This window comes from Vibrio sp. 05-20-BW147 (genome assembly GCF_013369385.1).
GTDB classification, from domain to species: Bacteria; Pseudomonadota; Gammaproteobacteria; order Enterobacterales; family Vibrionaceae; genus Vibrio; species Vibrio floridensis.
Genome location: NZ_SZTO01000020.1, coordinates 30,984 through 50,236, shown reverse-complemented (window position 1 = coordinate 50,236; position 19,253 = coordinate 30,984). Strand labels below are relative to the sequence as shown.

At 47.1% G+C, this 19,253-nt stretch carries 20 protein-coding genes; 18 read left to right on the top strand and 2 right to left on the bottom strand.

From position 1 onward, the window contains the following. Positions 1-12 precede the first annotated feature (12 nt). The 16 genes from mnmE (at position 13) to glmU (ending at position 15,213) form a co-directional block, all read left to right on the top strand. Positions 13-1,374 carry a tRNA uridine-5-carboxymethylaminomethyl(34) synthesis GTPase MnmE gene (mnmE, locus tag FC652_RS16915; protein ID WP_176299501.1) on the top strand — a complete coding sequence of 454 codons (1,362 nt, stop codon included), beginning with the start codon at positions 13-15 and terminating at the stop codon, positions 1,372-1,374. A 51-nt stretch (positions 1,375-1,425) separates the two neighbouring features. After that, a complete protein-coding gene (mioC, locus tag FC652_RS16910) occupies positions 1,426-1,860 on the top strand; it encodes an FMN-binding protein MioC (RefSeq protein WP_176299500.1) in 435 nt (144 codons plus the stop codon). A gap of 469 nt (positions 1,861-2,329) precedes the next feature. Continuing rightward, positions 2,330-4,228: a tRNA uridine-5-carboxymethylaminomethyl(34) synthesis enzyme MnmG gene (mnmG, locus tag FC652_RS16905; RefSeq protein WP_176299499.1), complete on the top strand. Its 1,899-nt coding sequence runs from the start codon at positions 2,330-2,332 to the stop codon at positions 4,226-4,228. Continuing rightward, positions 4,225-4,860, top strand: a complete 636-nt coding sequence (gene rsmG / locus FC652_RS16900) for a 16S rRNA (guanine(527)-N(7))-methyltransferase RsmG (RefSeq protein WP_176299498.1) — start codon at positions 4,225-4,227, stop codon at positions 4,858-4,860. Before mnmG ends, rsmG begins: the two co-directional genes overlap by 4 nt. A gap of 10 nt (positions 4,861-4,870) precedes the next feature. After that, a complete protein-coding gene (locus tag FC652_RS16895; protein ID WP_176299497.1) occupies positions 4,871-5,644 on the top strand; it encodes a ParA family protein in 774 nt (257 codons plus the stop codon). Positions 5,645-5,668: 24 nt separating this feature from the next. Beyond that, positions 5,669-6,550 (top strand): ParB/RepB/Spo0J family partition protein, encoded by an 882-nt coding sequence (locus tag FC652_RS16890; RefSeq protein WP_176299496.1) that lies wholly within the window; start codon positions 5,669-5,671, stop codon positions 6,548-6,550. 192 nt (positions 6,551-6,742) lie between these two features. Next, positions 6,743-7,132, top strand: a complete 390-nt coding sequence (locus FC652_RS16885) for a F0F1 ATP synthase subunit I (RefSeq protein WP_176299495.1) — start codon at positions 6,743-6,745, stop codon at positions 7,130-7,132. Positions 7,133-7,140: 8 nt separating this feature from the next. After that, positions 7,141-7,953, top strand: a complete 813-nt coding sequence (gene atpB, locus FC652_RS16880) for a F0F1 ATP synthase subunit A (RefSeq protein WP_176299494.1) — start codon at positions 7,141-7,143, stop codon at positions 7,951-7,953. 52 nt (positions 7,954-8,005) lie between these two features. Then, a complete protein-coding gene (gene atpE / locus FC652_RS16875) occupies positions 8,006-8,263 on the top strand; it encodes a F0F1 ATP synthase subunit C (protein WP_011079050.1) in 258 nt (85 codons plus the stop codon). A 71-nt stretch (positions 8,264-8,334) separates the two neighbouring features. Continuing rightward, positions 8,335-8,805 (top strand): F0F1 ATP synthase subunit B, encoded by a 471-nt coding sequence (gene atpF, locus FC652_RS16870; RefSeq protein ID WP_103185196.1) that lies wholly within the window; start codon positions 8,335-8,337, stop codon positions 8,803-8,805. 14 nt (positions 8,806-8,819) lie between these two features. Next, positions 8,820-9,353: a F0F1 ATP synthase subunit delta gene (gene atpH, locus FC652_RS16865; protein WP_103185197.1), complete on the top strand. Its 534-nt coding sequence runs from the start codon at positions 8,820-8,822 to the stop codon at positions 9,351-9,353. 13 nt (positions 9,354-9,366) lie between these two features. Continuing rightward, positions 9,367-10,908 (top strand): F0F1 ATP synthase subunit alpha, encoded by a 1,542-nt coding sequence (atpA, locus tag FC652_RS16860; RefSeq protein WP_176299493.1) that lies wholly within the window; start codon positions 9,367-9,369, stop codon positions 10,906-10,908. A gap of 43 nt (positions 10,909-10,951) precedes the next feature. Further along, complete coding sequence (gene atpG, locus FC652_RS16855; RefSeq protein WP_017419850.1) at positions 10,952-11,818, top strand: F0F1 ATP synthase subunit gamma; 867 nt, start codon at positions 10,952-10,954, stop codon at positions 11,816-11,818. A 35-nt stretch (positions 11,819-11,853) separates the two neighbouring features. Then, a complete protein-coding gene (atpD, locus tag FC652_RS16850) occupies positions 11,854-13,257 on the top strand; it encodes a F0F1 ATP synthase subunit beta (RefSeq protein WP_011079055.1) in 1,404 nt (467 codons plus the stop codon). 18 nt (positions 13,258-13,275) lie between these two features. After that, positions 13,276-13,698, top strand: coding sequence for a F0F1 ATP synthase subunit epsilon (locus tag FC652_RS16845; protein ID WP_011079056.1), 423 nt, complete (start codon positions 13,276-13,278; stop codon positions 13,696-13,698). Positions 13,699-13,851: 153 nt separating this feature from the next. Further along, complete coding sequence (gene glmU / locus FC652_RS16840) at positions 13,852-15,213, top strand: bifunctional UDP-N-acetylglucosamine diphosphorylase/glucosamine-1-phosphate N-acetyltransferase GlmU (RefSeq protein WP_176299492.1); 1,362 nt, start codon at positions 13,852-13,854, stop codon at positions 15,211-15,213. 60 nt (positions 15,214-15,273) lie between these two features. On the opposite strand, the gene FC652_RS16835 is transcribed toward glmU, so the two are convergent. Beyond that, entirely contained in the window at positions 15,274-16,014 is a 741-nt protein-coding gene (locus FC652_RS16835; RefSeq protein ID WP_101956571.1) for an amino acid ABC transporter permease, read from the bottom strand. A 107-nt stretch (positions 16,015-16,121) separates the two neighbouring features. Here FC652_RS16835 and FC652_RS16830 point away from each other — a divergent pair, with 107 nt between their 5' ends. Continuing rightward, entirely contained in the window at positions 16,122-16,898 is a 777-nt protein-coding gene (locus FC652_RS16830) for a transporter substrate-binding domain-containing protein (RefSeq protein WP_176299491.1), read from the top strand. Between the two features lie 68 nt (positions 16,899-16,966). Here the strand turns inward: FC652_RS16830 and punC are convergent, their stop codons facing one another. Next, on the bottom strand, positions 16,967-18,172 hold the full coding sequence (punC, locus tag FC652_RS16825) for a purine nucleoside transporter PunC (protein WP_176299490.1): 1,206 nt from the start codon (positions 18,170-18,172) through the stop codon (positions 16,967-16,969). Positions 18,173-18,323: 151 nt separating this feature from the next. On the opposite strand from punC, the gene punR reads away from it, so the two are divergent. Beyond that, complete coding sequence (gene punR, locus FC652_RS16820) at positions 18,324-19,244, top strand: DNA-binding transcriptional activator PunR (RefSeq protein WP_011079061.1); 921 nt, start codon at positions 18,324-18,326, stop codon at positions 19,242-19,244. Positions 19,245-19,253 lie beyond the last annotated feature (9 nt).

Sequence of the window (19,253 nt, the reverse complement as noted above, 5' to 3'; positions counted from 1 at the left end):
ATAGGCTCTTATATGACCACAGATACAATTGTTGCTCAGGCTACCGCGCCGGGCCGAGGTGGTGTTGGTATTATCCGTGTTTCAGGCCCACAAGCCGCGCAAGTGGCATTAGAGGTCACCGGAAGAACACTGAAATCCCGTTATGCCGAATATCTCCCTTTTAAAGCGGTAGACGGCAGCGAACTCGACCAAGGGATCGCCCTGTTCTTCCCAAATCCTCATTCCTTCACCGGCGAAGATGTCCTTGAGTTGCAAGGCCACGGTGGCCCTGTGGTGATGGACATGCTGATTAAACGCATCCTGACCATCCCAGGAGTTCGCCCAGCAAGGCCTGGAGAATTTTCTGAGCGTGCCTTCCTTAACGATAAGATGGACCTCACACAAGCAGAGGCGATCGCAGACCTGATTGATGCCAGCTCCGAAGAAGCGGCCAAATCGGCCCTCCAATCGCTGCAAGGGCAATTTTCTAAGCGTATTCATACGCTGGTGGAATCTCTCATCCATCTGCGCATCTACGTGGAAGCAGCCATCGATTTTCCTGAAGAGGAAATCGACTTTTTAGCCGACGGCAAAGTAGCGGGCGATCTGCAAGCCATCATCGACAACTTAGACGCGGTACGCAAAGAAGCCAACCAAGGCGCCATCATGCGTGAAGGGATGAAAGTGGTGATTGCCGGCCGTCCAAACGCCGGTAAATCGAGCCTGTTGAATGCGCTCTCAGGCAAAGAGTCTGCGATTGTTACCGACATTGCTGGCACCACACGTGATGTCCTCCGTGAGCACATCCATATCGATGGCATGCCATTGCACATCATCGATACCGCTGGTCTGCGTGATGCTTCAGACGAAGTAGAAAAAATCGGTATCGAGCGCGCTTGGGATGAAATCCGTCAAGCCGATCGCGTACTCTTCATGGTCGATGGCACCACCACCGACGCCACCGACCCTAAAGAAATCTGGCCAGACTTTATTGATCGTTTGCCAGAACAAATCGGCATTACCGTGATCCGCAACAAAGCCGATCAAACCCAAGAATCACTGGGGATCTGCCATGTCAGTCAGCCGACGTTGATCCGTTTGTCGGCCAAAACGGGTCAAGGGGTTGATGCATTGCGTAATCACCTTAAAGCTTGTATGGGTTTCTCAGGCAACACCGAAGGCGGCTTTATGGCAAGACGCCGACATCTGGATGCGCTTCAACGCGCTGCAGAACACTTACAGATAGGCCAAGAGCAGCTTGAGGGTTATATGGCTGGAGAAATCCTCGCTGAGGAGCTCCGCATTGCTCAGCAGCATCTCAACGAGATCACGGGCGAGTTTAGCTCTGATGATTTGCTCGGACGTATTTTCTCTTCATTCTGTATCGGTAAATAACCTTAAAGCGTAGCCATTGGCTGCGCTTTTTTTTCGACTCAAGGACACACTATGATTCACATCATCACTGGCAGCACACTGGGTGGCGCAGAATACGTTGGCGATCATCTTAACGATCTGCTGCAAGCTGCTGGGTTTGAAACTCACATTCACAATCAGCCTCAACTGTCTGAAATCCCAAATAGCGATACATGGTTGATCATTACCTCTACCCATGGCGCTGGAGAGTATCCAGACAACATCCAACCATTTATTCACGCTCTGCAAGCCACTCCTCCTAAAATGGGAGATGTTCGCTATGCTGTCATTGCCATCGGAGATTCAAGCTACGATACCTTCTGCGCGGCAGGCCTACACGCCTACTCCTTGCTAGAAGACATCGGCGCGACGCCTATTACAGATTGCTTAACCATTGATGTCTTAAACCACACTGTTCCAGAAGATGCTGCAGAAGAGTGGTTCAATGCGCATATCCAACAATTTTAATTGTGCTAGATGACAAGCGGAGTGACACTCCGCTTTTCTCTGTGAATAACCCACCAAGCTTCCCTCCCTTCAATCTGAACAAAAAACCAACAAACCATCTGTGGATAAAATAGAGAAGATCCCGTGTTTTTCCTATAGTTATCAAAATAATAACTTTCATCCAAACCATGCCCTGTGTATAACCACCATTTTTGATCCCAGGAAATACAAGAGTAGATCAAATCATGATCACATCATTTGATCCGAATAAGATCCATGATCTTGTTGATCATTTATGGGTTATCCACAGGAGAGGTGGATCCTAATAATAGATCCAATAAAAGATCATATATAAAGATCTTTATATATATTTAGAGAGACGATCCTATGATCGAGTGTACGAAAACAATTTTCACTCATAGTTAAAAACAGGTAGAATATCGCTCTTTTTCTTTCACTGTTGAATCCTTTGAATACCTGAGGTCAGTTCATGCTTTATCACGAAACATTTGACGTCATTGTTGTCGGTGGCGGACACGCAGGAACGGAAGCCGCACTCGCATCAGCACGTACAGGTCAGAAGACCTTATTACTTACTCACAATATCGATACTTTAGGACAAATGTCTTGTAACCCTGCGATTGGCGGGATCGGTAAGGGACACTTAGTCAAAGAAGTGGATGCAATGGGCGGTTTGATGGCACAAGCCATCGATCACGCGGGTATTCAATTTAGAACGCTTAATGCGTCAAAAGGCCCAGCTGTACGTGCCACTCGTGCACAAGCCGACCGAGCGCTTTATAAAGCGTACGTGCGTGACTTTTTAGAAAACGCGCCAAACTTGACTCTTTTCCAACAAGCCGTGGATGATTTGATTGTTGAAAACGATCAAGTTCGCGGTGTGGTTACGCAAATGGGTCTGAAGTTTCATGCTAAAGCGGTCGTTTTGACGGTAGGTACTTTCCTTGGTGGTAAGATCCATATTGGCTTAGAAAGCTCCTCAGGTGGGCGCGCAGGGGATCCTCCATCGATCGCGCTTGCACAGCGTCTTCGTGAACTGCCTTTCCGTGTTGATCGTCTGAAAACAGGAACACCTCCACGTATTGATGCACGTAGTGTCGATTTTTCAGTGCTGGAAGCGCAGCACGGTGATAACCCAACGCCTGTGTTCTCTTTTATGGGCGATCGCACTCATCACCCACGTCAAATTCCTTGTTTCATTACCCATACCAATGAGCAGACGCATGAGGTGATTCGCAACAACCTCGATCGTAGCCCAATGTATGCTGGCATCATCGAAGGTATTGGCCCTCGTTACTGCCCTTCTATCGAAGACAAAGTGATGCGCTTTGCCGATAAGAACAGCCACCAAATCTTCATTGAACCAGAAGGTTTAACGACTCACGAACTGTATCCAAACGGCATCTCCACCAGCTTGCCATTTGATGTACAGGTGCAGATTGTTCGTTCGATGAAAGGTTTTGAAAACGCGCACATTGTTCGCCCTGGTTACGCAATTGAATACGATTTCTTCGATCCGCGTGACTTGAAACAGACTTACGAAACCAAGTTTATCCAAGGTTTGTTCTTTGCTGGTCAAATTAACGGCACCACTGGTTACGAAGAAGCGGCCGCACAAGGCTTGATGGCAGGTCTCAATGCCAGCTTGTTCAGTCAAGAGAAAGAAGGTTGGAGCCCGCGTCGCGATCAAGCCTACATGGGCGTATTGATCGACGATCTCTCAACCATGGGTACCAAAGAACCGTACCGTATGTTCACATCGCGTGCAGAACATCGCTTGTTACTGCGTGAAGACAACGCGGATCTGCGTTTGACAGAAAAAGCACGTGAACTTGGTTTGATTGATGATGCTCGTTGGGCTCGTTTCAACCAGAAGATCGACAATATGGAGCAAGAGCGTCAACGTCTGAAATCGACATGGATGAACCCAAGCTCTGTCGGTATTGACGAGCTTAACCAATTATTGAAAGCACCAATGATCCGTGAAGCCAGTGGTGAAGATCTTCTTCGTCGCCCTGAGATGACTTATGAGCAGCTCACGTCATTGGCCGCTTTTGCACCTGCACTCGACGATCTTGAAGCCGCAGAGCAAGTGGAAATTCAAGTGAAATACGAAGGTTACATTAAGCGTCAGCAAGATGAGATTGAAAAATCCCTGCGTCATGAACATACCAAATTGCCAGTGGATCTCAATTACAGCGAAGTGAAAGGCCTATCCAACGAGGTAGTACTTAAACTCAACACCGCCAAACCCGAAACATTGGGGATTGCATCACGCATCTCTGGTATTACGCCAGCGGCCATTTCGATTTTGCTGGTTCACTTAAAGAAAATTGGCATGTTGAAAGTGGGAGAAGAAAACGCATGAGTGCTCTTCGCCAAAAACTGGACGCATTAATCGCGCAAACCGACTTACAGGTCAATGAACGTCAACGTGAACAGCTGTTAGGTTATGTGGAACTGCTCAATAAGTGGAACAAAGCCTACAACCTGACATCTGTGCGTGATCCGCAAGACATGCTGGTGAAACATATCCTCGATAGCATCGTAGTCGCGCCTCACCTTGACGGTGAGCGTTTTATCGATGTCGGTACTGGACCTGGATTGCCTGGTATTCCGTTGGCGATCATGCATCCAGAGAAAACGTTCTTTTTGTTGGACAGCTTGGGTAAGCGCATTCGCTTTATCAAACAAGTTCTCCATGAACTAAAGATTGAAAATGTGACCACGGTGCAAAGTCGTGTCGAAGAGTTCCAACCAGAAGAAAAATTTGATGGTGTTCTAAGTCGCGCATTTGCTTCAATGACAGACATGGTGGAGTGGTGTCATCATCTACCAAAATGCGGTCAAGGTGTCTTTCTTGCTCTTAAGGGATTGCACCCTAAAGATGAAATTGATCAGCTTCCGGAGTGGTGTAGTGTGACAGAGGTCATATCTTTGACTGTTCCTGAGTTGGAAGGGGATCGCCATCTTGTAATCTTATCGCGCAAGGAAAATTAGCGAGGTCATCGTGGGTAGAATAGTAGCAATCGCCAACCAGAAAGGTGGTGTGGGTAAGACAACAACGTGTGTCAATTTGGCGGCCTCAATGGCAGCCACCAAACGTAAAGTGTTGGTCGTTGATCTGGACCCGCAAGGTAACGCTACGATGGCAAGTGGCGTCGACAAGTATATGGTCGACGCTACCGCGTATGATTTACTCGTCGAAGAAACCCCATTTGATCAAGTGGTATGTAAAACCACCACTGGCAAATATGACCTGATAGCGGCGAATGGTGACGTCACCGCCGCTGAAATCAAATTGATGGAAGTGTTCGCGCGCGAAGTTCGCTTGAAGAACGCGTTAGCCTCAGTTCGCGATAACTATGATTTCATCTTTATTGATTGTCCTCCTTCTTTAAACCTTCTTACAATCAATGCCATGGCTGCGGCGGATTCCGTGCTGGTGCCAATGCAATGTGAATATTTTGCGTTAGAAGGTTTAACGGCTCTTATGGATACCATTAGTAAGCTGGCGGCTGTGGTAAACGACAAACTCAAAATCGAGGGATTGTTGCGCACCATGTATGATCCTCGCAATCGCCTATCTAATGAAGTCTCCGATCAACTCAAAAAGCATTTCGGCAGTAAAGTTTACCGCACAGTGATCCCTCGCAATGTACGTTTAGCAGAAGCGCCAAGTCATGGAAAACCAGCGATGTATTACGACAAACACTCTGCGGGTTCAAAAGCGTATTTGGCGCTTGCCGGAGAAATGCTGCGCCGAGAAGAAATCCCAGTTTAACCTTTACCAAAGGAATTGATCCCAATGTCTAAGCGTGGCCTAGGAAAGGGACTGGATGCACTATTGTCCACCAGTTCATTAGCTCGTGAGAAACAACATATCGCAACACACAGCCAAGCTCTGTCTGCTGAAGGTGAGTTAACCGATATTGCGGTCGGTCAGTTGCAACCTGGTGTTTATCAGCCGCGAAAAGATATGTCGCCACAGGCACTCGAAGAGTTAGCTGCGTCCATCCAGTCACAAGGTATTATTCAACCTATTATTGTGCGTGCATTGCAAGATGGTCATTTTGAGATCATCGCTGGAGAGCGGCGCTGGCGTGCCGCTAAGCAAGCGGGTCTTAAGCGTGTTCCTTGTTTGATCAAACAGGTTGAAGATCGTGCTGCGATCGCCATGGCGCTGATCGAAAATATCCAGCGTGAAGATCTTAATGTGATCGAAGAAGCACAAGCGCTCGAGCGATTGCAAGACGAGTTTTCTCTGACTCATCAGCAAGTGGCGGATGTGATTGGTAAGTCACGCACCGCGGTGAGCAACCTGCTTCGATTGAATGGCTTGGAGCTAGAAGTGAAACAGTTTGTTGCACAGAAACTGCTCGATATGGGGCATGCTCGCGCATTATTAGCGTTGGAAGGTGAGCAACAAGTGGAAGTGGCTCAGCAGGTTGCTAGTAAAGCTCTTACGGTTCGTCAAACCGAACAATTGGTAAAAAAGTGTCTCACGCCAAAGGTTGAAGATAAAAATCAGCCAAAAGATGAAGAAATACAGCAAATATCACAAAAATTAAGTGAAAGATTGGGGGCTAAGGTTTCTTTAGTGAAAAGCACCAATGGAAAAGCGAAATTGACGATAAGTATTGATGAGCCTCACAAATTAGAGCAACTAATTGCCAAGCTTGAGAGCTAAATGAGATAATTGATTTAGGTCAATTATGTAAAAAAGCAATTTTTGTACGAAAGTTGTCGGTTTGTAAACAAAACTGTAAGTTTTTGCTGCGTTTTAATTGCAATCAGTTGGACTCACCGTATAATTTTCCGCAACTTCCCAGACCCACAACAAGAGTGGGGGATTGATGGGATTTACTAGAGGTACGAATACATGGTAGCTGCGTTGGCTAGGCCAGGACGAGAGCTTGTAAAGCAATTGTTAATGATCGAGACCGGCGTGGTTATTTTTGTGGCAGCAGGAATAGCTTTAGCTGTGAATGCTGAGTGGGGAGTTTCCTCGCTAATCGGTGGTGGCATTTTTGTCGTCGCCAATGCAGTATTTTCAATATGTGCATTTCTGTTTGTAGGGGCTAGGGCATCAAAATACGTTGCCATTTCCTTCTACACAGGTGAAGCGTTGAAGATTCTCATTACAGTAGTGCTGTTTTCTGTAGCCTACATGTATATGCAGGTGGAACTTGTTCCCCTGAAACTAACCTATTTGCTGGTACTCGGAATTAATATCTTTGCACCAGCGCTATTCATTAACAACAAAAAATAGGATGAGTTATGGCTGCGCCAGGTGAAGCGCTAACACCTTCTGGTTACATTACTCACCACCTAACTAACCTTTCAACTTACAAGTTGGGGTTGGTGGCGGAAGAGTCTAGTTTCTGGAACGTACATATCGATAGTCTGTTTTTTTCTTGGCTTACAGGTCTAATTTTCCTCGGAATTTTTTACTCTGTTGCTCGAAAAACAACAGCCGGTGTACCAGGTAAGCTTCAGTGTGCTGTTGAAATGATCGTAGAATTTGTCGCGACAAACGTCAAAGATACGTTCCATGGACGCAACCCGCTGATTGCACCTCTAGCACTGACTATCTTTTGTTGGGTATTTTTGATGAACTTGATGGACTTGGTTCCTATCGATTTCCTTCCATACCCGGCAGAGCATTGGCTCGGTATTCCTTACTTAAAAGTAGTACCTTCAGCTGATGTGAACATCACCATGGCTATGGCACTAGGCGTATTCGCTCTGATGATCTATTACAGCATCAAAGTGAAAGGTCTAGGTGGCTTTGCAAAAGAATTGGCTTTGCACCCATTCAACCACTGGACAATGATCCCGTTCAACCTACTAATCGAAGTGGTATCGCTACTGGCGAAACCTCTCTCTCTTGGTATGCGTCTATTCGGTAACATGTTCGCGGGTGAGGTTGTATTTATTCTTTGTGCGGCAATGCTACCATGGTATCTACAATGGATGGGCTCGCTACCATGGGCGATCTTCCATATTCTGGTAATCCTGATTCAGGCCTTCGTGTTTATGATGTTGACAATCGTTTATATGTCAATGGCTCACGAAGACAGTGATCATTAATTTTGTTTATTCTTATTAGACTTTTAGTTAATCGCTATAATTGGAGATAGTAATGGAAACTGTACTAAGCTTTTCTGCAATCGCAGTAGCAATCATCGTTGGTCTGTGTGCACTAGGCACTGCAGTAGGCTTCGCGGTTCTAGGTGGTAAATTCCTAGAAGGTGCTGCTCGTCAACCAGAAATGGCTCCTATGCTTCAAGTTAAGATGTTCATCATCGCTGGTCTACTTGATGCGGTTCCAATGATCGGTATCGTAATCGCACTTCTATTCACGTTTGCAAACCCATTCGTAGGTCAATTAGCTGGTTAATCATCGGTATTGAGCGGCATGCATTAGCGTGTCCTTGATGAACACTAATTCCGAATAGAGGGGTAGCTGTTGTGAATATGAACGCAACTCTGCTAGGCCAAGCATTCTCGTTTGCACTGTTTGTGTGGTTCTGTATGAAGTACGTATGGCCACCAATCATGCAAGCGATTGAAGAGCGTCAGAAGAAAATCGCTGACGGTCTACAAGCGGCAGAACGTGCTGCAAAAGACTTGGATCTAGCACAAGCTAATGCTTCTTCTCAAATGAAAGAAGCAAAGCGCACAGCAACTGAGATCATCGAACAAGCGAATAAGCGTAAAGCACAAATTTTGGATGAAGCTCGCGAGGATGCACAGACTGAACGTCAAAAAATCCTAGCGCAAGCAGAAGCTCAAATTGAAGCGGAACGTAATCGTGCACGCGATGAACTGCGCAAACAAGTTGCAACTCTGGCTGTAGCTGGTGCAGAGAAAATCCTTGAGCGTTCAATCGATAAAGATGCGCACAAAGATATTCTCGATAACATTACTGCAAAACTTTAAGTTTGGGGGCGAACATGGCTGATTTTACAACAATCGCGCGCCCCTATGCTAAAGCAGCCTTTGACTTTGCGGTAGAGAAAGGCCAACTAGACCAATGGGGTCAAATGTTGTCTTTCGCTGCTGAAGTAGCCCAAAACGAACAAATTAGTGAGCTGTTATCTGGCTCTATGTCAGCCGATAAACTGGCTGAACTGTTTATTGCGATTTGTGGCGAACAAGTGGATGAATTCGGTCAAAACCTTCTTAAGGTGATGGCGGAGAATGGTCGTCTTGCGGCCCTTCCTGATGTATGCACTCAATTCTTCATTTTGAAGAAAGAGCATGAGAAAGAGATTGATGTAGAAGTGATTTCTGCAACCGAACTTTCTGATGAACAATGTGCAAATATCAGTCAGAAACTTGAACTGCGTCTTGAGCGCAAAGTTAAGCTGAATTGCAGTGTAGATGAGGCCCTACTAGGTGGGGTGATAATTCGAGCCGGAGACTTAGTCATCGATAACTCAGCTCGCGGTCGTCTGAATCGCCTGAGCGATGCATTGCAGTCTTAATGGGGATTGGAGCATGCAACTTAATTCCACGGAAATTAGCGATCTAATTAAACAGCGTATTGAATCTTTCAACGTTGTTAGTGAAGCTCGCAATGAAGGTACTATCGTATCGGTAAGCGACGGTATCATTCGCATTCACGGCCTAGCGGACGTGATGCAAGGTGAAATGATTGAATTACCGGGTGGCCGTTATGCACTAGCACTTAACCTTGAGCGTGACTCGGTTGGTGCGGTAGTAATGGGCCCATATGCTGACCTTAAGGAAGGCATGAAAGTAACAGGTACTGGTCGTATTCTTGAAGTGCCAGTTGGTCCTGAACTGTTAGGTCGCGTAGTGAACACACTAGGTGAACCAATTGATGGTAAAGGTCCGATTGAAGCGAAGTTGACCTCGCCTGTTGAAGTGATTGCACCGGGTGTAATCGACCGTCAATCGGTTGATCAACCTGTACAAACTGGTTATAAGTCTGTCGACTCAATGATCCCAATCGGTCGTGGTCAGCGTGAACTTATCATCGGTGACCGTCAGACTGGTAAAACAGCGATGGCGATCGACGCGATCATCAACCAGAAAAACTCTGGTATTTTCTCTATCTACGTAGCGATTGGTCAGAAAGCTTCTACTATCGCCAACGTAGTGCGTAAACTGGAAGAGCACGGTGCTCTGAAGAACACAATTGTTGTTGTGGCTTCAGCATCTGAATCTGCTGCACTGCAATACCTAGCGCCTTACGCGGGTTGTGCAATGGGTGAATACTTCCGTGATCGCGGCGAAGATGCTCTGATTGTTTACGATGATCTATCTAAGCAAGCGGTAGCGTACCGTCAGATCTCTCTACTGCTAAAACGCCCACCAGGCCGTGAAGCATTCCCAGGTGACGTATTCTACCTCCACTCTCGTCTACTAGAGCGTGCTGCTCGTGTAAACGCAGAGTACGTAGAGCGTTTCACTAACGGTGAAGTGAAAGGCAAAACGGGTTCATTGACGGCTCTGCCAATCATTGAAACCCAAGCAGGTGACGTTTCTGCATTCGTACCAACCAACGTAATCTCGATTACCGATGGTCAGATCTTCCTACAAACTGAACTGTTCAACGCGGGTGTACGCCCAGCCGTTGACCCAGGTATTTCAGTATCTCGTGTAGGTGGTTCAGCTCAGACGAAAATCATCAAGAAGCTATCAGGTGGTATCCGTACAGCACTTGCTGCTTACCGTGAACTAGCAGCGTTTGCTCAGTTCTCTTCGGATCTTGATGAAGCAACAAAGAGACAGTTGAACCATGGTCAAAAAGTAACTGAACTGATGAAGCAGAAGCAGTACGCTCCGATGTCAGTGTTTGACCAAGCTCTAACTATCTTTGCGGCAGAGCGTGGCTATCTAAGCGATATCGAACTATCTAAAGTTCTTGATTTCGAAGCAGCTCTACTATCGTACGCTCGCGGTCAATACGCTGAACTTGCAGCTGAGATCGACAAGACGGGTGCTTACAACGATGAAATCGAAGCTCAGTTCAAGAAACTGGTTGACGATTTCAAAGCAACCCAAACTTGGTAATAGGTCGGTGGCAGTGGCTGCCACCAACTAATGGAGAGTAACGATGGCCGGCGCAAAAGAGATACGTAGTAAAATCGGGAGTGTTAAAAGCACTCAGAAGATTACGAAAGCGATGGAAATGGTAGCAGCTTCAAAAATGCGTCGTTCGCAAGACGCAATGGAAGCTTCTCGTCCATACGCGGAAACAATGCGTAAAGTGATCGGTCATGTGGCAAATGCAAGTCTAGAGTATCGTCATCCGTACCTAGATGAGCGTGAAGCCAAGCGTGTTGGTTACATCATCATTTCAACGGACCGTGGTCTGTGTGGCGGCTTGAACATCAACGTGTTCAAAAAAGCGGTTACAGATATGCAGGCATGGAAAGAGAAAGGTGCTGAGGTTGAGCTTGCGGTAATTGGCTCAAAAGCGACAGCTTTCTTTAAACATGGCGGCGCGAAAGTAGCGGCTCAGGTTTCAGGTTTGGGTGATAGCCCAAGTTTGGAAGACCTGATCGGTTCGGTTAGCGTGATGCTAGAAAAATATGATGAAGGTGAATTGGACCGTTTGTACCTTGTATTTAACAAGTTCGTAAACACCATGGTTCAACAACCAACGATCGATCAATTGCTACCTTTGCCTAAATCGGACAGCAAAGATATGCAGCGTGAGCATTCATGGGATTACATCTATGAGCCAGAACCTCAGTCTCTACTTGATGCATTATTAGTGCGTTATGTGGAATCTCAGGTTTATCAAGGTGTAGTTGAGAACCTTGCTTGTGAGCAAGCGGCTCGAATGGTTGCGATGAAGGCTGCAACTGATAACGCGACCAACTTGATTGACGACTTAGAACTTGTGTACAACAAAGCCCGTCAGGCTGCGATTACACAAGAACTATCGGAAATCGTTGGTGGTGCAGCAGCGGTTTAAGCTTAGGTTAAACGAAACAGTTTAGAGGATTAACGATGGCTACAGGTAAGATCGTACAGATCATCGGTGCGGTAGTCGACGTAGAGTTCCCACAGAGCGATGTACCAAGTGTATACGACGCTCTAAACGTAAAGGACTCAAAAGAGCGTCTTGTTCTTGAAGTTCAACAACAGCTAGGCGGTGGCGTAGTTCGTTGTATCGTAATGGGTAGCTCTGATGGTTTACGTCGTGGAGTTGAAGTAGTAAATACAGGCGCTCCAATTTCAGTACCAGTAGGTACTAAGACCCTAGGTCGTATCATGAACGTGCTTGGTGATGCGATTGACGAGCGTGGTGAGATCGGTGCAGAAGAACTGTACTCAATTCACCGTCCAGCGCCAAGCTACGAAGAACAGTCAAACGCGACTGAGCTTCTAGAAACAGGCGTTAAAGTAATCGACTTGATTTGTCCTTTCGCTAAGGGTGGTAAAATCGGTCTATTCGGTGGTGCAGGTGTAGGTAAGACCGTTAACATGATGGAACTTATCAACAACATCGCACTGCAACACTCTGGTCTATCTGTATTCGCAGGTGTCGGTGAGCGTACTCGTGAGGGTAATGACTTCTACCACGAGATGCAGGAAGCGGGTGTTGTAAACATCGAGAAGCCTGAAGAATCAAAAGTAGCGATGGTTTACGGTCAGATGAACGAGCCTCCAGGTAACCGTCTACGTGTTGCACTGACTGGCCTGACAATGGCAGAGCGTTTCCGTGACGAAGGTCGTGACGTTCTACTGTTTGTCGATAACATCTACCGTTACACACTTGCTGGTACAGAGGTATCTGCACTGCTAGGCCGTATGCCTTCAGCGGTAGGTTACCAGCCAACTCTTGCAGAAGAGATGGGTGTACTTCAGGAGCGTATCACGTCAACGAAGCAAGGTTCTATCACGTCTGTACAGGCGGTATACGTACCTGCGGATGACTTGACTGACCCGTCTCCAGCAACAACGTTTGCGCACTTGGATGCAACGGTTGTACTTAACCGTAACATCGCAGCGATGGGTCTATACCCAGCGATCGACCCACTGGATTCGACGTCTCGTCAGCTAGACCCACTTGTTGTAGGTCAAGAGCACTATGACACTGCTCGTGGTGTTCAGCAGACACTTCAGCGCTACAAAGAGCTGAAAGACATCATCGCAATCCTAGGTATGGACGAGCTATCTGAATCAGATAAGCAAGTGGTTGCGCGTGCACGTAAGATTGAGCGTTTCCTAACTCAGCCTTACCACGTAGCGGAAGTATTTACAGGCGACCCAGGTGTTTACGTACCTCTTAAAGAGACTCTACGTGGCTTCAAAGGTCTACTAGCTGGTGAATACGATGACATTCCAGAGCAAGCGTTTATGTACTGCGGTACTATCGACGAAGCTATTGAGAATGCTAAGAAGCTATAAGGCTAACTAGGAGGCGATATGGCAGCAATAACCTTTCATCTGGATGTGGTAAGCGCGGAGAAGAAAATCTTTTCTGGTCGCGTTGAAACGTTTCAGGTGACCGGTAGCGAGGGTGAGCTGGGTATTTTCCATGGCCACACACCGCTGCTGACCGCTATCAAGCCTGGTATGGTGCGTATTGTTAAACTTCACGGCGAAGAAGAGTTCATTTATGTCTCTGGTGGTATCGTAGAAGTTCAGCCTGGTACTGCAACAGTACTGGCTGATACTGCGATTCGTGGTGAAGAACTAGACGCAGCGAAGGCAGAAGAAGCAAAACGTCGTGCGAAAGAGAACATTCTCAACCAGCATGGCGATATGGACTTCGCACAAGCGGCCAGTGAACTGGCTAAAGCCATTGCTCAGCTTCGTGTTATCGAGCTGACAAAGAAACGTCGTTAATTTTAGCGGTGTTTTAATAGTGATAAAGGCGGTCAATTTGACCGCCTTTTTGCTTAATTTTTATTAGAAATTTTTATCCATAAGTTAACTATTCGTCATTAGCTGGGTAAAATAGCCGACAGAATTTTTGGCAACGTCAATAGGTTATAAATAATGAAATTTAGCGCGGTGATTCTCGCGGCGGGGAAAGGAACCCGTATGTACTCAAACATGCCCAAGGTGCTGCACACGCTTGCAGGTAAGCCAATGGTGAAGCATGTGATTGATACTTGCACAGGCTTAGGTGCTCAGAACATTCATTTGGTGTACGGTCATGGTGGCGACCAAATGCAAGCTGCTTTGGCAGAAGAGCCGGTTAATTGGGTGCTGCAAGCCGAACAATTGGGTACTGGTCACGCGGTGGATCAAGCCTCTCCTCAGTTTCAAGATGATGAAAAAATCTTGGTTCTTTACGGCGATGTTCCGCTTATTTCCTCTGAAACCATTGAAAGCTTGCTTGATGCCCAGCCTAAAGGCGGCATCGCGCTGCTCACTGTCGTCTTGGATAACCCAACGGGTTACGGACGTATCGTGCGTAAAAACGGTCCGGTAGTGGCGATCGTTGAGCAAAAAGACGCGAATGAAGAGCAAAAATTAATCAAAGAGATCAACACGGGCGTAATGGTGGCGACCGGTGGTGATCTGAAGCGTTGGCTTGCAGGCTTAAACAATAACAACTCGCAAGGTGAGTACTACCTAACAGACGTCATTGCGGCGGCGCATGATGAAGGCAATGCGGTTGAAGCGGTTCACCCAGTTAGCCCAATCGAAGTGGAAGGGGTGAATGATCGCGCTCAGTTGGCTCGTCTAGAACGTGCATTCCAAGCAGCCCAAGCGAAAAAGCTGCTAGAGCAAGGTGTGATGTTGCGTGATCCTGCACGCTTTGACCTACGTGGTGAGCTGCAGTGTGGCCTTGATGTTGAAATCGATGTGAATGTGATCATTGAAGGTAACGTCTCCCTTGGTGATAACGTCGTTATCGGTGCTGGCTGTGTGCTAAAAGACTGTGAAATCGATGATAACACCATCGTTCGTCCATACAGTGTTATTGAAGGTGCAACGGTGGGTGAGCAATGTACCGTTGGTCCGTTTACTCGTCTGCGTCCTGGTGCTGAGATGCGTAACGACTCTCACGTGGGCAACTTTGTCGAAGTAAAAAATGCACGTATTGGTGAGGGTTCTAAAGCCAACCACCTGACTTATCTTGGCGATGCTGAAATCGGTCAACGCACCAATATCGGCGCTGGTACTATTACCTGCAACTACGATGGTGCAAACAAATTCAAAACCATTATCGGTAATGACGTGTTTGTTGGTTCAGATAGCCAACTGGTCGCTCCGGTGACGATTGCTGATGGTGCAACAATTGGTGCCGGTACCACCTTGACCAAAGACGTTGCAGAAGGTGAGTTAGTGATTACTCGCGCCAAAGAACGCAAAATTACAGGCTGGCAACGCCCAGTTAAGAAAAAGTAATTATCGCTGGATAATAAAAACGCCGCTGTAATAGCGGCGTTTTTTTATGATGATGACGAACTAATGGCTCGGAATAGCACTGCGCTTTTCTAGCCAACGTACTGCTTGAGATACCATCAAGATCAACAGCAAATATTCCAACACTAAGAAAGTATAAATCTCTAGTGGTAAGTACTCATTCACCACCAACTCATTGGCACGTCTCGTCAAATCACTCAGACCAATGACACTGACCAATGAGCTCATCTTTAGAATATAAACAAACTGGTTGCCGAGCGCGGGCAGCATCTGACGAAATGCTTGCGGCAAAATCACCAGACGCATTTTTTGCCAATAGTTGAGACCAAGCGACTTTGCTGCTTCATGTTGGCCGCGACCGATAGATTGAATGCCACCGCGAAACACTTCTGCCATAAACGCACTTTCCGCGATCGTCAGTGCAATAATTCCTGCCCAATAATGGTCTAGTGAAACATCGAGTAATGTGGGTAGGCCGTAATACACCCACAACAGCAGAACCAATACAGGAATGGCACGTATTACTTCAACGTAAATCCGGTTCAAGCGTTGTAGGGATTTGCGGGGAGAAAGAGCCGGTAGGGCAACCATTAAACCTAGGGTCATGGCAAACAACATACTGAGTAGCGACACGCTGATGGTGTCAGTAAAGCCAGCGATAAGAAATTTCACGTTTGTTAGGCCTTGCTCGGTCGTCGGATCAAGCACATACCAGCCCCATTGATAGTCAGAACATCCAGTGAGTGGCAGTAACATCATTAAACATAAATATCGACAGGTCACACTACACCTTATATCAACTAAAAAAATGGTTGTGTTGCTGCTATGTTATCAATGATGTAACGCGAAATCTCAACTATTTACGGAACAATAAGTTAAAGGAAAATAAAATGAAAAAAACTTGGTTAGCGTTGGGGCTTGGTTTGCTTGCTGCGTCCACTCTGGCTAATGCACAAAGTCGTTTGAATGAGATTCTCGACAACGGGGTATTAAGAGTCGGCACGACCGGGGATTGGAACCCGATGACGATGAAAGATCCAGCTAGTAACAGTTATCGTGGTTTTGATATCGATGTCACGACTGAGCTGGCGAAAGACCTCGGCGTCAAAGTTGAATACGTGGCGACGGATTGGAAAACGTTAGTTAATGGCATCACCGCGGATAAGTATGACATTACAGGCAGCGCATCGCTGAGTATGTCTCGCGCGAAAGTGGCTGGTTACAGTCAGCCTTACTTTTATCTTGCGTTTGTGCCTGTAGTGCAGAAAAAAGATCTCGGTAAGTACTCTGATTGGAGCGATTTTGATAAAGCGGATGTAAAAGTGGCGGCGACTCTGGGGACCGTACAAGAAAAAATGGTGAAGGCGTTTTTCCCTTCCGCACAGCACATTGTGGTTGAAGCCCCAGCCCGTGATTTCCAAGAACTGTTGGCCAAACGAGCGGATGTCTCTGTGACCTCAAATGTGGAAGCGGCGACGCTGGTGGAGAAATTTCAGCAATTGGCGATTGTACCCGTCAAAGAGCCGCGCAAGCCGACACCGATCGCCATGCTATTGCCACAGGATGATCAAGTTTGGATTAATTACGTTAACCATTGGGTTGAACTGAAAAAGACACAAGGTTTCTTTAAACAGACCGCAGAAAAATGGGGACTAAAAGGGTTATAACTGGCTGTTAGCTTCGCCTCGAAATATAAAGCCGCATACTTATTATGCGGCTCTTGTGTTGCTAGAGATTAGATCTCTTCATCACTCACCACGCGTGCATTGTCTGGTGTCGTGAAGTGCTGCGCCAACTCTTTGTTGGAGACGATATAGCCGATCCAAAGTCCGCCCATACAGAGAACAATCGCAATACCGGTGACCGCTTGCGCTTGGCTAGCAAGGGCGGCGACCAGCGCGCTAGATAAACTGCTGACGGTGATTTGTAAACTGTTTTGCAAACCTGCGGCCGTGGCTGGGCTTTGCTTGGCACTGGCAAGTGCACGGTTAACCACGATAGGGTAAAGGGCACCATTCGCCACGGCAATCAAACAGAATGGCGCTAAGATTGGCCAAATAGACGTTAACTGCCATTGTGATGCGATGAAAATCAGCAGTGCCGCGACGCTGAACAGACCAATCAGTTGACGCAGGACTTTTTCATCACCAAATTTACGCACGCCAACTTTACCTAAGTATCCGCCGACCATAAACGCGATGGTTTGCGGCACAAAGCTCATGCCAATGTCTTTGGAATCGTAGCCAAGCTGCGCCATGATTTCAGGCATGCCGGTCAAGTAAGCAAAGAAAGCGGCAGACGCGGTGGCGAACATCAGCACGTTGCCCAAATAGGTTTTTGAGCTGAGCAGATGCTTGATATCCGATGTTACACTGCTTTGCTTTGGCTCATTGGCGACACTAGGCTGTGCCATGGTCGCCGCAACCAAGACCAAACCGAGTACCGTTAACGCGACAAAAATACTGTGCCAACCAAAACTATCAGCCAACACAACACCCAACTGAGGGGCGAGCGCAGGAGAAAGCGCCACCAGCGGCATAATGGTAGCAAAAATTTGTTGGCTACTGCTGGAGTAACGTTTGATGACCATGGCTTGCCAAATCACCGCCGGTGCACACACACCGATTGCTTGCACAAAACGCAAGCTGAGCAGTTGCCAAACTTGATCACTGAACGCCAAACCCAATGAGGCCAGCGTAAACAGAGCAAGGCCTGCTGCTAAGGTATTTCGGTGACCAAACTTATCAGAGGCAAGGCCCCAAAGCAGTTGACCGACCGCCATGCCGACCAAAAAGACCGTTAAGGAAAGCGCGATCTGTTCTGGTCCGGTCATAAAGTCGATTTCCATCGCTTTAAACGCAGGGAGATACATGTCTGTTGCGACAAAGCCGAGCATCGAGAGGGCTGCAAGATACACAAGCTGTAATTTTGAAATGTTCATAGTTATTCCATTCAATTTTTTTCACTACAAATGTTTTGTGATCAGTTGGCGCCAACCCTGATTTATATGCCCTGCTATTCTATTTTTCGCTTTTGAGAAAATAAAACGCTAAAATTCATGGTTATCAATCAAAATTTTTGAAAGGTAAGCTGTGTTTTCAAAGCCATCGCTAGAAATGTTGGATACCGTCGCTCGTTTAGGCAGTTTTACTGCCGCCGCTGAGGTGTTGCACAAAGTGCCCTCGGCCATCAGTTATGGTGTGCGTCAGGTGGAACAAGAACTAGGCGTGTTGCTGTTCCGCCGTTTACCGAGAAAAGTAGAACTGACCCCAGCAGGTGAGCTGTTCATCGCCGAAGCGAGAATGCTGCTAAGGCAGATGGAAGAAGTGAAATCGCAGACGCGGCGCGCGGCGCAAGGCTGGCAATCCACGCTGAAGTTGACGCTGGATAACGTGGTCAAGCTCGACAAACTCAAGCCTTTGGTTGAGGATTTCTATCGCGAATTCGATTTTGCAGAACTGCAAATCAATATGGAAGTGTTCAATGGTTCTTGGGAGGCGATTGCCCAAGGGCGCGCGGATATCGTCATCGGCGCCACCTCGGCCATTCCTGTTGGGGGCGATTTTGAAGTGCGCGATATGGGACGATTGGATTGGGCGTTTGTCATGTCTCCAGCGCATCCTTGCGTGCGTCAGCAAGTGCTGACAGAAGCGTTTGTCAGTCAGTTTCCCGCGATCTGTTTGGATGATACCTCCAGTGTGCTACCCAAGCGCCATACTGGGCATTATCCGCAGCAGCGTCGTCTGTTGTTGCCCAATTGGTACAGTGCTATCGAGTGTTTAAAAAATGGCGTAGGCGTGGGTTATATGCCGCGTCATATTGCCATGCCACTGATCAACGACGGTGTGCTGGTGGAAAAGGTGCTACCGGACGACAAACCGCTGAGTCAATGTTGTCTGGTGTGGCGAAAAGATGACAACCACAAGTTGATTCAGTGGATGGTGGACTACTTAGGAAACTCACATCAACTGCATCAAGATTGGTTGCTGAGCGAAACAAAACGCCCTGTATGACAGGGCGTT

Excerpts from the sequence above, each read along its gene's own strand:
- mnmE (WP_176299501.1), top strand. The coding sequence starts at position 13 with ATGACCACAGATACAATTGTTGCTCAGGCTACCGCGCCGGGCCGAGGT.
- mioC (WP_176299500.1), top strand. The coding sequence starts at position 1,426 with ATGATTCACATCATCACTGGCAGCACACTGGGTGGCGCAGAATACGTT.
- mnmG (WP_176299499.1), top strand. The coding sequence starts at position 2,330 with ATGCTTTATCACGAAACATTTGACGTCATTGTTGTCGGTGGCGGACAC.
- rsmG (WP_176299498.1), top strand. The coding sequence starts at position 4,225 with ATGAGTGCTCTTCGCCAAAAACTGGACGCATTAATCGCGCAAACCGAC.
- FC652_RS16890 (WP_176299496.1), top strand. The coding sequence starts at position 5,669 with ATGTCTAAGCGTGGCCTAGGAAAGGGACTGGATGCACTATTGTCCACC.
- FC652_RS16885 (WP_176299495.1), top strand. The coding sequence starts at position 6,743 with ATGGTAGCTGCGTTGGCTAGGCCAGGACGAGAGCTTGTAAAGCAATTG.
- atpB (WP_176299494.1), top strand. The coding sequence starts at position 7,141 with ATGGCTGCGCCAGGTGAAGCGCTAACACCTTCTGGTTACATTACTCAC.
- atpE (WP_011079050.1), top strand. The coding sequence starts at position 8,006 with ATGGAAACTGTACTAAGCTTTTCTGCAATCGCAGTAGCAATCATCGTT.
- atpH (WP_103185197.1), top strand. The coding sequence starts at position 8,820 with ATGGCTGATTTTACAACAATCGCGCGCCCCTATGCTAAAGCAGCCTTT.
- atpA (WP_176299493.1), top strand. The coding sequence starts at position 9,367 with ATGCAACTTAATTCCACGGAAATTAGCGATCTAATTAAACAGCGTATT.
- atpG (WP_017419850.1), top strand. The coding sequence starts at position 10,952 with ATGGCCGGCGCAAAAGAGATACGTAGTAAAATCGGGAGTGTTAAAAGC.
- atpD (WP_011079055.1), top strand. The coding sequence starts at position 11,854 with ATGGCTACAGGTAAGATCGTACAGATCATCGGTGCGGTAGTCGACGTA.
- FC652_RS16845 (WP_011079056.1), top strand. The coding sequence starts at position 13,276 with ATGGCAGCAATAACCTTTCATCTGGATGTGGTAAGCGCGGAGAAGAAA.
- glmU (WP_176299492.1), top strand. The coding sequence starts at position 13,852 with ATGAAATTTAGCGCGGTGATTCTCGCGGCGGGGAAAGGAACCCGTATG.
- FC652_RS16830 (WP_176299491.1), top strand. The coding sequence starts at position 16,122 with ATGAAAAAAACTTGGTTAGCGTTGGGGCTTGGTTTGCTTGCTGCGTCC.
- punC (WP_176299490.1), bottom strand. The coding sequence starts at position 18,172 with ATGAACATTTCAAAATTACAGCTTGTGTATCTTGCAGCCCTCTCGATG.